Origin of the sequence: Nocardia pseudovaccinii NBRC 100343 (assembly GCF_001613225.1) — a bacterium.
Taxonomy (GTDB): Bacteria; Actinomycetota; Actinomycetes; order Mycobacteriales; family Mycobacteriaceae; genus Nocardia; species Nocardia pseudovaccinii.
The window spans coordinates 1-12,327 of the sequence record NZ_BDBY01000346.1 but is presented as its reverse complement, the minus strand read 5'-3'; the positions used below and the strand labels follow the sequence as shown (position 1 = coordinate 12,327).

Here is a 12,327-nt window from a genome sequence, read left to right as displayed (position 1 = left end):
AACGGGCCGATCGGAGTGTCGGAGGTCGCGAAATCGGTTGTCACGATCGGGTTTTCGCTTTCGGTGTGGCGACGGCTTTCATCGCGGTGGCTTTGGGCGGTGTGGCCTTGCGGCCGGCGAGCGCGGCCTTCCATAGGTGCATGGATAGATACGAACGCCACGGGGCCCAGCGCGCGGTATCGGTGAGATCGACGCCGAGGATGGTGGCGCCTTGGCGGACAACGAGATCGGTGTCGAGCAGCACATCCGGATCGGCGAGCAGTCGCATGGTCACATAGTCGGCGGTCCACGGTCCGACGCCTTCCAGTGCCAACAGGTCGCGGCGCAGATCGGTAGCGGTGCGGCCCTGGTGCAACACCAGATCGCCGGAGGCGAGAGCCGAGGCCGCGCCGATAATCGAGCGAATCCGCCGCGCCGGGCCGGTCAATACCTCGGCCCCGCGTTCGGCGATCGCGGCCGGTGCCGGGAACAGCCGTGCGACCGGTCCGTCGATCGGCTCGCCGAGCGCCTCGACCAGTCGAGCGGCGTGGGTCGCGGCGGCCGATACCGAAATCTGCTGACCGATCATGGTGCGCAGCAATAACTCTGGACCATCGAGTGCGCCGGGCACCCGGATACCGGGAGTGAACGGCGGGCGGGCTCGGCCACGGCGGACGGTGGCCACACCGACATTGAAGGGATGGTCCGCCGGTGCCGCACCGGCGTCTGGGAGATCTCGTCCGGAAGCCTCGACGACGTCGGTAGCGGGCACCACGCCGAGCGCCTCATCGATGCCGACCGGGTCCGCGTCCAGGTCCAGCAGATGCCGCAGCCGTGCGACGGTCGGTGCGAGATCACGCATATCGTGCAGGGACAGTTCGGCGCGCACGTGATCACGTTGGAAACTCAGCCGCGTGGTCGCATGTCCGTGCGGGGTGCGCAGGCTCCGGGTGTAGGCGCGCTCCTCCCATAGCTCCATGCCCGGCACGACGTGTGCGGAGAGGAACCATTCGAGCCAGCCGCGGTCCAGCGGCTCCCGGAAAGGCAGCCGCAGCGTCAGCGATCCGTTGGTGGCGGGCACCAGGTGGCTGCCGGAGCGGGTCACCCGCTGCGCCTCGATGCGCATGGTGGTCGGACTGACCGCGAATACCTCGCGGACGGTGTCGTTGAACTGGCGAATGCTGGCGAATCCGGCCGCGAAGGCGATATCGGACATCGGCATATTGGTGGTCTGGATCAGCAGCCGAGCGGTGTGCGCGCGATGCGCCCTGGCCAGCGCCAGCGGACCGGCGCCCAGTTCGGTGGTGAGCACCCGGGTCACCTGGCGCTGCGAATAGCCCAGCGTGGCGGCCAGTGCGGGCACTCCGCCGCGCTCGATGACGCCGTCGCCGATGAGCCGCATCGCCCGTGCGGCCAGATCGGCGCGGGTATTCCACAGCGGCGAGCCGGGGGCGGCATCGGGCAGGCAGCGGCGGCAGGCCCGGTATCCGGCCTGCTGCGCCGCGGCGGCCGTCGGCAGGAATGTCACATTCGTTGGCTTCGGCGTAATCGCTGGGCAGGAAGGGCGGCAATAGATTCCGGTCGTTCGCACCGCGGTGAAGAACTGGCCGTCGAATCGGGAGTCCCGGGTCGATACCGCCCGATAGCAGCGTTCGAAATCCAAAGCCGTGATCGTCACCCAATCCACAATGGCAGCAACCCGCACCGGACGCTAGCGGAAATCCGCCACAAACCCCTGTGACACGTGTGGACGAGACCGACCGGAACAGCAGGCCGTGGTCACGAATTATCGAGCAGCACAACGGAATGTAGCCCTGAGCGTTAAACTGCGTTCGCGAGATTTGGGCCGGAATATCGGGATATGGGCCGAATTACGAGGGCGGGCGCATGGTTGGCGTCGGAGACCGCATCGCGGGCCGGTACACGCTGCGGGAGCTGTTCAAGCTCGGCGGCGAGGGTATGGCCTGGCGGGCGACGGATGAGGACCTCGGCCGCGACGTCGTGCTCAAATGTCCGCGCCCGGACGATCCGGACAGCGCCCAGCGGCTGCGCACCGCCGCACGCAATGCGGCAGCCCTGCGGCATCAGCACATCATCGGCGTCTACAACATCTTCGAACACGACGATGTGTGCTGGCTGGTAACGGAATACGTGCCGGGCTATTCGCTCGCCGAGGTAGCACGCGAACAACGCAAACTCGGCCCGGCCCGGGCGGCAATGGTCGGCGAGCAGATCGCGAGCGCGCTCGCACACTGCCACGATCGCGGCATCCTGCACTGCGATATCTCCCCGGAGAACATCATCCTCGCCGACGACGGCGACGCCTGGCTGACCGACTTCGGCAGCTCGCTCGACCTGCGCAATGCGGGCACCGGTGACACACCGGATATCGCGCGTGGCAAATGGCGGTATCTGGCACCAGAGGTCACGGCGGGCGGTCCGGCCGGTCCCAAATCGGATGTCTACGCACTCGCGGCCACACTGCTCGCGGTGACGGAGCGGCAGCGCCGTCCGGGACCGTTCGAAGCCCTGCTCACCCAGTTGACGCTGCCCAACCCGATCCACCGGCCCGCGGCCGCCACGGCCGCGACTCGCTTCGCGCGCCTCGACCAGACGCCGCGCGGCTGGGATCGCACCATCGTGCGCCGGGCCGCGGTGGGCGCCGCAGAGGTAGTCGCGGTGACGCTGGTCGTCGCGGCCAGTGTGGTGATGCCCGGTGTCGCGGCGCTGAACCCCATCCCCGATCCGCGGGCGGCCGACCCGTGCGCGCTGCTCGACCCGACCGCTCTGGCCGAATTCGGCCGGATCGATCTGTCCACCGACGGCGGCAACTTCGATACCTGCGACCTGCGCGTGCGCCAGTGGGGCGAGGATTTCCACCCGGATATCGGCCAGGTCCGGCTGACACTGTCCGTAGAGGCGCCCGAGCAGACCTCGCAGGTCTCCTTCACCCGTGTCGGCAATGTCACCATTGCCTCGGAACCCGCCGGTAGCACTAGATGCGTTCGGACACTGATGCTTTCGCCTGGTGCGAATATCGCGATCATCGGTGAGCGCAAGGTTGCGGCCGGACCGGATCCGTGTGTGCTGGCCGATATCACGGCCACGCGCGCGCGAGATGTCTTGCTGCACGGTCCGATTCCGCGTCGACCGGGCACATTCCCGACCGGATCGCTGGCATGGCGCGATGCCTGCGCCCTGGTCGATGTGCCGACCCTGGGCCGGGTAGCGGGCGTCGACGCGGTGCGTCCGGCCCCCGGATTCGGCAGATGGTCCTGTCGTTGGGACAGCACAATCGACGGTCACGTCACGGTGCGCTACGACCGGGACTCGCTGAAAACCGCCGAGTCCGGACAGCCGCTGACCCTCGCGGGCCTGCCGAGTTTCCGCCGGTCCGGCACCAAGAACACCGACGATTGCATCGTGCAGATCCAGTACCGCAGCTTCCGTGGCACGTCCAGCAGCGACCGGGCCGAGGTCGTCGTGGTCAAGTTCTACGGATCGCAGCCCGCCGAGCAGCGCTGCGCGACCGTCACCGATCTGGCGACGACCGTGGCGGCCAGCCTGACCAGATGATGCGCGGACCGGTCCGGCGCATTCGGTGCGACGCTTCGGATCCGGACCAGACCAGCAATGAGGAGGCCGTTGTGCCGCAGGGAAAGCCGAGACGCAGAGGCGTGTATCCGATGTCCCCGTCGGGTCACGGATTGGCGAGAGGAGCCGTCGGTACCGCGCCGGGCACGATCTCGGTGCTGTCGACGGCAGGCGGAGTCCATGGCACGCCGCACGACGGGAACTTCATCGAGTTCGGCCGCAATGTCGGGGCGGTGGATGTCGGTGTCGGCGGAGACGATCTGCGGATCAGCCGCGTGCACGGAACGTTGACCTACCGGTGGAACCGCTGGCAGCTCGACAACACAGGCGGCGTTCCCATTCGATTGCCGCAGGCCCGGTTGGTGTTCGAAGGCGAGGAACCGTTCCCGCTCGGCACCGGCTACACCCCGATGTTCATTCGCGGGTCGCACAATCGGGAACACCTGCTCGAGGTCTACGTGACCGGCGTCGACGGCGATCTGCCCGCGCCGCGGCATGAGCATGTCACCGCGAAGCCCGAGCCGTGGCCGCTGGATACGGACGAGAAGTTGGCGCTTGTCGCGCTCGGCCAGCCCTACCTCTACCAGGAGCGCTGGCCACAGCCGTGGACCTGGAAGGAAACCGCCGCACTGCTGCACGCGCTGCGACCGGATGCGGGCTGGACCGATCGGCGGGTAGCGGATGTGATCGGGCGCGTTCGGGCGCGCCTCTCGGATGAGAAGTATGCCCGCACCTGCGGCCACGAGCCGGTCCCCGGGCTGACCAGGGATCAGCTCACCGAACCGATCGGCAATATGCTCAACCACAATCTGCTGCAGGAACTCATCCAGTCGACGACCATCGTTCCGCGCGATCTCCAGTTGCTCGACGGGCCCTGAGGTCAGTTCGCTGTCCCGAGCGATGAAAGACGCTGCGGCCGTGCAAAAGCCCACCGCGGGAATTGATTGCGCTCGGTCGCGTTCGTCACGATGTGACTGTTGGCCAGTTGTCATCGCCACCGTCGCTTCGGCGGGGCCGCGAAGATCCCGGCAGCGGCTCCGAATCTTCGGTGATGCATGAAGTCTACTCTCTCCCAAGGCAATTGGATGCGTGAACCCAGCACTATGAGCGGCTGCTCCGGACCGGTCCGGAAGTGCTCAGGAGAGCATGTTCGAACCAACGTTGGGATCGACCGAACCGGGCGAGCTTCCGGCGGGCGTCCGAGCGGTCGAGGGGTCTGGCACGGGCACCGCCGGGAGTCGCGCGACCGGAGCACATCCGCCGGACCGGAAATATTGCGCGACATCGGATTTCCGCGTCCGCAGTTGCCTCGGAAAGGCCGACGAACGGATCGAACGATGCAGGTGGACCGGCCTCGTGACCCGCTCGCGGTCGCACTCGGCAACGCGTCGATGCTCGGCACCGGGTACTTGCTGCTGCGGCGACACTACCTGGCCATTACCCAGCCCGATTCCCCGGCGAGTGGTGAGCAGGCGAAGCCGCCGATGCCGTGCTGGTGATCTGTGCCGATAAGACCGAGTTCGGCGTTGCCGTCGAAACATGTACCTACGAAACCGACCTCACCCACCAGTTGTTCGACGCGACGTTTCGGAAGAAGGTGGTGCCGGTCCACGTCTACGAGGTGCGGACCGGTCGGCTGGTGACCGATATGATCAGCACATGCCCTCAGGCGAGGGTGGTGCGGAGTTGGGAGCCCGCTCGACCACGGATGACGTGCAGGCGGCTGGGAATACGCTGGCGCATTTCGTCGACGTGGCTGACCACGCCGACCACGCGCCCGCCCGCGCGGAGTTCGTCGAGAACGCCCATGACCGCATCGAGGGTGTCGGCATCGAGGCCGCCGAAACCCTCGTCGATGAAGATGGTGTCGAGCACCACGCCGCCGGATTCGGCCGCCACGGTATCGGCGAGGCCGAGAGCCAATGACAATGCGGCCATGAAGGATTCGCCGCCGGAGAGGGTGTTGGCGGGGCGGACGGCGCCGGTGTAGTCGTCGCGGATATCGAGGCCGAGGCCGCCGCGACGGCCGCGCGGGCCCGCCTTGTCCGAGTGCACGAATTCGTAGCGGCCGCCGGACATCCGGCGCAGACGAACCGAACCCGCCAATGCCACCTCTTCGAGCCGGGCGGCAAGGACGTAGGAGCGCAACGACATTCGACGGTTGTTCTCGCCTCGACCCGCGACGACCTCCGCGAGTGCGGCCAGTTCCTCGTGGGCGCGCTGTACCGGGGCGATCCGATCGACCGCGGCCCACAGCTGACCGCCCAAATCCTCCAGCAGGTTCACCCGCCGAGTGGCCTCCGCATGGGCGGCGACGGCCGTGTTCAGCCGGGTCTGCGCAGTGGCCACGGCGGACTCCAACTCCGCGAGATCGCCGGGTTCGGTCGAGGCGGCGGCTCGGATCTCCGGCTCCGCGAGGACGGCCTCGGCATGCGCGCGAGCTCGATCCGCGGTCACCAATTCGGCTTCGATCTCGTTCTGCCGCTGCGTGGTCCGCGAGGCGGCGGTGACTACTCGCGCGTATGCCGTCAACAAGGCCACGTCGTCGCGCGGTTGCGTGCCATCCTCGGCTGACCTCGAACCGACTGCACCCCCGGTGGTCTCCGCATTATCGACGCGCCTCTCGATCGAATCGGAGACCGCGCCAGCACTATCGGCATCGGCATCGGCATCGGCATCGGCATCGGCATCGGCATCGGTGACCGCATTACCGCTGGCCGCACCGCGTGGATCGGCGACCTGCGAAACATTCGAACCAGCCGCCCGACCGGGCGTTTCCCTCGGTCCGGTCGCGACGGAGTTCGCACCCTGCTCGATGACGAAACCGGCTGCCAGCGCCAGACTTTCGACTCGGTCGGCGATCACGGTGACCTGCTCGAGCGCGACGGACTCGTCATTGCGTGCGTCGCGGAGGGCAGTGGCGTCCCCGATCAGGTTGTCGAGGCGGGCGCGGCGGCGGTCGATGGTTTCGTCGGCGCCCGCGGCGGTGCGCAGGCGGTCGGTGAGTTCGGTGAGACGCGCGGTGGCGGCGGCGATGCGGGTGGTGACGGTGCTGCGTCGGGTGTCGGATTCGCGGAGTTCGTCGTGCAGGCGCGATTCGTCGGTGCGCAGGCGGGACAGTTCGGCGGTGAGGCTGTCGGAGAGGGTGGCGAGTTCGGCGGCGTCTTCGTAGCGGTCGGTCGCAGCGCGCAGGGCGGCGGCCAGTTCGACGCGGTCGGCATCGCCGCCGCGGGCGATCAGCGCGTCGATTTCGCGTTCCAGATCGGTGACTCGGGCCAGCACGCGGTCGCGGGCGTCCTCGGCCACGCGCTCGGCGGTCGCCGCCGCATCCTCGGCGTCCTTCGATACCGCGCTGGCCGCGGCGCGGGCCGGTGCGGGGTGATCGGCCGAGCCGCATACCGTGCACGGCTCCCCGTCGAGCAGTTGCCCGGCGAGTTCGGCGGCCATCCCGGCCAGCCTGCGCTCGCGCAGGTCGAGTACGCGTTCCTTGGCATCGAGGTGCGCCGCGCGGGCCGACTCCGATTCGATCCTGGCGTGATCGAGACTTGTTCTGCGACCGGCGAGTTCGACCGCCGCCATCGCCGCGGCCTGCAGGCGTTCGCATTCGGCCGTAAGAGTGGGCAGTTCGGCCGCGGCCTCGGTGGTTTCGCGCAGCCGGGCCTCGATCGTGGCGATCGATTCGGGCAGTTGCTGACGCATTCGGGTCAGCTTGTCCACGCGGCCGGTGAGTGCGGTGTCCTCATCGCGCAGTGTGGCCAGTTCGGAGGTGAGCCGGGTCGCGGTGGTCGCATCGGCGCTCACCTCGTCGAGCGCGCCGATCTGGGCGCTCCACCGTCGGATGGCCGCATCGACATCCGTGTCGGCGACGACGATCGGCTTTCCGTCCGGCCCGCGTTCGACCGTGATCAGCTCATTACCCGCCACATCAGCGCCAGCGGGTTGGGCGAGCAGTGCGGCCAATCGTGCTGCGATGCGGTGGGTTTCGTCCGACTTGCGCCTGGCGTGCATTACCGCGGCGCGGGCCTCATCGATGGCCTCGGCGACCGGTGCGGCACGGCGGGCCGATTCGAGTTCGGCCTGCAGATCGGCGCGGCGGTCGGCGTCGGCCGCGTATTCGTCGAGCCGCTCGCGGGCCGCGGTCATGCGGCGGCGCAGTTCGTGCAGGCGGCGTTGCTCCTCGGCACGGGACCTGATGCGCGCCGATTCCTGTTGGCACCGTTCGGCTTCCGCCGCGGTCGTAGTGAGTGCCGCACGCGCGGTCGCGAGCAGATCTTGCGACCAGCCGACTGCCTCGAGTGGCCCGACGGTTTCGGCCGCCGTCTCCCCCGCCGCCACCGCGACCTGCGCGATCAACCGATCGATGCCTTGCTTGCGCGACTCCACGTCCGCGGTCGAGGCCCGGCGCTTGTCTGCCAACCACTGCTCGGCACTGCCGAAACGTTCGGTATCGAAGAGCTTTTCGAGAAGCTTCTCGCGCTCCTCGTTCTCCGCGCGCAGAAATCGCGCGAAATCACCCTGGGGCAACAGCACGACCTGGAAGAACTGGTCCGCGCTCATGCCGAGCAGGCGGATGATCTCGTCGCCGATCTCGGTCAGGCGAGCCAGGTTCGCGCCGCGCCCGTCCAACCATTCCAGCGTCGCCGCGGCATTCTCCTTGACCCAGCCGCTTTTGGCCCGTTTGCTCGGCCGCTGGAATTCCGGCGAGCGCGTCAACCGCACTCGTCGCCCACCCAGCGTCGCCTCCAGCACGACCCGGGGCGGCGTCTGCTCGTCGGCATGATCGGAATGCAGGCGCTTACTCTCGCCACGTGCGCCGGGCACGCTGCCGTACAACGCGAATGCGATCGCGTCCAGCACCGTCGTCTTTCCGGCTCCGGTCTGCCCGTGCAGCAGAAACAACCCGTCCGCGCCGAGCGCGTCGAAGTCGACAACCGCGGACTCGGCGAACGGACCGAATGCGGTTATCTCCAGCCGGTGCAGCCTCATTCACCGCTCCCGTCGGCAGTCGACATCGCGGGCATGCGGAGCGTGGTCCGGCGAACCAGAAAACGTCCACCGAGCGCGCCCTGCCGCAAGAACCCACGCCTGAGGCAAAAGCTGTCTCGATAACCGATGCCGCGAAGGGTGTTCGGCACGGATTCTCCGAAACGGTGTCCGCTGGTGACCGGTCTGGGCGCACGACTGCCGCTCATGCGGACAGTTCCCCGGCAAGCGTGACCGCTGCGGGCACCTCCCGGTCGGGTACGCGTATCGCGGCGGCGAGTGCTCGCTCCAGCCAGGCCATTTCACCCGGGGTTGGTTCGCCGCGTACGTCGGTGAGGAAGCTCTGCGCTACTTCGGTATCGCGGCGACCGTGCACGCGTTCACAGTAGCGCAGTTCCGGGTTCCCTTCCGGGCGCGACCATTCCACGTGCACCGCATGCGGGAAGCGTTCGCGCAGTTTGCGCATGGCGTCGACGGGGCGGGAGTAGTCGGTGAGCGTCGCCGAGACGTAGTGTTCCTCGGCCTCGGAATAGGCTGCTTCGCTGAGCAATTCGTCGAGAGTGCCGCTGAGACGGCTCAGGCCGCGCACGAGCGGGAGGTCGCGGCGCTGCACCGAACACAGGCCGTTGGCGTCCAGATCGACGAGCCATACCGCCTTGCGATGCGAGGTCTCGGCGAACGAATACGGCAGCGGGGAACCGGAATAGCGCACCGATCCCGAGAGCGTCTGCGGTGAATGCAGATGGCCGAGCGCCACGTAGTCGATGCCGTCGAATGCCGACAGCGGCACCGTCTCCACGCCGCCGACCGAAATCGAACGCTCGGAACCGGTCGCCTCGCCACCGACCACGAAGGCATGGGCGAGTACCACGGTGCGGGTGCCGGGACGCTCGGCGATATCGGCCCGGATTCGGCGCATTGCCGCGTCCAGGATTTCCGCATGCGAACGCGCCTGCGGCACACCGAGTTCGGCGCGAGTGATTTCCGGCTCGAGATACGGGATGCCGTAAAAGGCGATCGCGCCGTGCTCGTCGGACAGCAGCACCGGCTGATCGGCAGCGGCGACCGTCGTGCGCAAATGCAGCCCGCCCGCCGCCGCGAAACTCGCACCGGCGCCGAGCCGCGTCGGCGAATCGTGATTGCCGGAGGTCGCGACGATCTGCGCCCCGGCCGCGCGGATCGCCTCGAATCCCTGGATACACACCGCGATCGCGTCGGCGCTCGGAATGGATCGGTCGTACACGTCCCCCGGCAGTACGACGACGTCAACGGATTCCGTGGCCACCAATTCGGCAATGGCCGCGAGCGCGGCGGCCTGATCGGCTAGCAGGTCGACCCCATGGAATGTGCGCCCGATGTGCCAGTCCGAGGTGTGCAGCATCCGCATGCCGCGAAACCGTAGGCGATCGCACCGACACACTTCAACAATTCGACCGCGCGGGCGCGGCGTGTGCTCTACCTTTGGCCGCGCCTGCGGCGCGGCGTGTTCGCGGCCCCCTGGTGTCTTGCGTCCGACCCTTTCGAGCGACCTGCAAGCAGTCGCTAGCGGCGCCGTCGAGACATACGACTGCGTCGTATGCGCTTCGACGACTCGGCTGTGTTCGATGGCCGCGCCTTCGGCGCGGACGCGAGACGGGCCGCGAACTCCTCGCTCGTAAGACTCGCTCCGTTGTGGTCGGCGATGCGTGGACGCACGACCCGAACGCCCTGTTTGCTGCTTGCGGCTCGGTGACCCGCTGCCTGGTACGAATCCGCGGCTCCAGGCATTCGTCGATGAACTGCTGTCCGATAGCTTGCGGGTTTCGAACTTGTCGGTGCCATGCGGCACTATCTGCGCTATGACCGCACCGATGCTCCTCGCACTGATGCTGGTGTTCGCCGCCGGGGTAGGGTTCGGCTGGCTCGGGCATACCGCGCGCGCGGGGCAGCGCGCGACGGCCGCGGAGGCGAGACTGGCCGCCGCCACCGACAATGAGCGGCTACTGCGGCAATCGCTCACCGCGGCGAATGAGGATGCGGCACGCCGACATTCGCATGCCATCGGCGCGATGGTCGATCCGCTGCGCGAGGCCGTCGGCACGCTGAACCAGCACATCCAGCAGGTCGAACATCACCGGATCAACGCCTATTCGAGTCTGCGTGAACAGGTCGCGGGGATGCAGCGCACGTCACATCAGCTCACCAGCCAAACAAGTCAGCTTGTCGCCGCACTGCGGGCACCACAGGTGCGCGGTCGCTGGGGCGAGATCCAATTGGAGCGTGTGGTGGAACTGGCGGGCATGACCCGGCACTGCGATTTCGACACCCAGGTGAGCCGGGCGGCGCGCAGCGACGGGGCTACCGAACGCACCGGCATGGTGCGGCCGGACCTTGTGGTCGATCTCGCAGGCGGCAGGCAGATCGTGGTCGACGCCAAAGTGCCGTTCACTGCCTATCTCGACGCCACCATGACCGACGACCCGGACGAGCGTGCCGAACTGCTCGGCCGCCATGCCAAACATCTGCGTGCCCATATCGATCAACTGGCCGATAAGGCCTACTGGCTGGCCTTCGATCCCGCGCCGGAATTCGTGGTGCTGTTCGTACCGGGCGATCCATTCCTCGATGCCGCACTCACCACCGACTCGGGGCTACTCGAGTACGCGTTCGGCCGCAACGTGATCCTCGCTACTCCGACGACTTTGATCGCGTTGCTGCGCACAGTCGCCTTCGGCTGGCGGCAGGAAGCACTGTCCCGCGATATGGCTACCGTTCAGCAATTGGGTCGCGAACTCTACAACCGGCTCGGCATGACGGGCCGACATCTGGACCGCCTCGGCGCGCAACTCGGTAAGGCCGTAGACGCTTTCAACTACACCGTCGCCTCGGTCGAGTCGCGGGTAATGGTCACCGCCCGCAAACTCCACGATCTTGAAATAGCCGAGCAGGAGGTGCCGGCAATCCATCGGGTCGATTCATTGCCGCGGGCGGTCGGCTTCGCCGACGCCGACGATTAGCCCTGCGACGGCCGTGCCGTAACGCCGCCGAGCGCGGCGGCAGTTAGTGTCATGGGGTGGCTGCTTCCCAACGTGTGCGAACCCGGGTGCCCGCGCCGCATCGTTCGATCCTGCCCTCGGTGCCGGGGATTCCGGCCGGGGCGGCGGTTCTGATCGCGGTGGCGTGCACGTTTTTGGGGTTCCTGATCGATGCCCACGGCGAGAATAACGAGCTGACCGCGACGTTCAACACGTTATACGTCCTCGGCTGCGTCGCGGCGGTGCTCGCCGTTCGCTATCGCGCACTCTTCACGGCGATGGTGCTGCCACCACTGTTGCTGTTCGTCGCGGTGCCGCTGGCTTATCAGCAGCTCACCGATGGCGCTTCGAACGGCCTCAAGGACATCCTGCTGAATCTGGCGATCCCGCTGGTGAACCGGTTCCCGATCATGGCGCTGGCCACCGTGCTGGTGCTGGCGATCGGCGCCGGGCGGATCCTGCTACACAGGCGTGAGGAAGCCGCCGACCGCGCCGACGAATCCCGTCGCGGCACCAGTTGGGGCCGCGGCAACGCAACCAAACGCACCAGGTCGGAGCGCACCGACGACGGCTCGCTCGCCGACGCCGCACGCCGCCGCACCCGCCGTCCCCAGGTCGATACCTCCGACCTCGATACCGATCTGCATCTGCCGCGACCGAGTCGGCGCGGTAGTTCGGAAGTAGCGGACACCCCGCCGCGCGTCGGCGGCGCAAAGAGCGCCCGGGGCGACGAACGCCCGAGCCGCGAACGCCGATC

Annotated in this window: 8 protein-coding genes; 5 read left to right on the top strand and 3 right to left on the bottom strand. The window is 67.8% G+C overall.

Annotation, left to right across the window (positions count from 1 at the left end; genetic code table 11):
- Nucleotides 1-40: 40 nt before the first annotated feature.
- Entirely contained in the window at nt 41-1,666 is a 1,626-nt protein-coding gene (locus tag NP3_RS38035) for a DNA-3-methyladenine glycosylase 2 family protein (RefSeq protein ID WP_063046560.1), read from the bottom strand.
- 200 nt (nt 1,667-1,866) lie between these two features.
- Between NP3_RS38035 and NP3_RS38030 the strand changes: the two genes are divergently transcribed.
- The 3 genes from NP3_RS38030 to NP3_RS48550 all read left to right on the top strand — a co-directional run bounded on the left by NP3_RS38030 (nt 1,867) and on the right by NP3_RS48550 (nt 5,072).
- Complete coding sequence (locus NP3_RS38030; RefSeq protein WP_063046559.1) at nt 1,867-3,555, top strand: serine/threonine-protein kinase; 1,689 nt, start codon at nt 1,867-1,869, stop codon at nt 3,553-3,555.
- 110 nt (nt 3,556-3,665) lie between these two features.
- Complete coding sequence (locus tag NP3_RS38025; RefSeq protein ID WP_063046561.1) at nt 3,666-4,451, top strand: hypothetical protein; 786 nt, start codon at nt 3,666-3,668, stop codon at nt 4,449-4,451.
- Nucleotides 4,452-4,910: 459 nt separating this feature from the next.
- Entirely contained in the window at nt 4,911-5,072 is a 162-nt protein-coding gene (locus NP3_RS48550) for a hypothetical protein (RefSeq protein ID WP_157124826.1), read from the top strand.
- A gap of 166 nt (nt 5,073-5,238) precedes the next feature.
- On the opposite strand, the gene NP3_RS38020 is transcribed toward NP3_RS48550, so the two are convergent.
- Nucleotides 5,239-8,559: an AAA family ATPase gene (locus NP3_RS38020; protein WP_063046558.1), complete on the bottom strand. Its 3,321-nt coding sequence runs from the start codon at nt 8,557-8,559 to the stop codon at nt 5,239-5,241.
- Between the two features lie 202 nt (nt 8,560-8,761).
- On the bottom strand, nt 8,762-9,943 hold the full coding sequence (locus NP3_RS38015; protein WP_063046557.1) for an exonuclease SbcCD subunit D: 1,182 nt from the start codon (nt 9,941-9,943) through the stop codon (nt 8,762-8,764).
- 451 nt (nt 9,944-10,394) lie between these two features.
- On the opposite strand from NP3_RS38015, the gene NP3_RS38010 reads away from it, so the two are divergent.
- Nucleotides 10,395-11,552, top strand: a complete 1,158-nt coding sequence (locus NP3_RS38010; protein WP_063046556.1) for a DNA recombination protein RmuC — start codon at nt 10,395-10,397, stop codon at nt 11,550-11,552.
- Between the two features lie 56 nt (nt 11,553-11,608).
- Nucleotides 11,609-12,327: DUF6542 domain-containing protein (locus NP3_RS38005; protein ID WP_157124825.1), on the top strand; the 719-nt coding region annotated here is incomplete at its 3' end.

Coding starts and splice junctions, on each gene's coding strand:
- NP3_RS38015 (WP_063046557.1), bottom strand. CDS start 9,943: ATGCGGATGCTGCACACCTCGGACTGGCACATCGGGCGCACATTCCAT.
- NP3_RS38030 (WP_063046559.1), top strand. CDS start 1,867: ATGGTTGGCGTCGGAGACCGCATCGCGGGCCGGTACACGCTGCGGGAG.
- NP3_RS48550 (WP_157124826.1), top strand. CDS start 4,911: ATGCAGGTGGACCGGCCTCGTGACCCGCTCGCGGTCGCACTCGGCAAC.
- NP3_RS38020 (WP_063046558.1), bottom strand. CDS start 8,559: ATGAGGCTGCACCGGCTGGAGATAACCGCATTCGGTCCGTTCGCCGAG.
- NP3_RS38010 (WP_063046556.1), top strand. CDS start 10,395: ATGACCGCACCGATGCTCCTCGCACTGATGCTGGTGTTCGCCGCCGGG.
- NP3_RS38025 (WP_063046561.1), top strand. CDS start 3,666: ATGTCCCCGTCGGGTCACGGATTGGCGAGAGGAGCCGTCGGTACCGCG.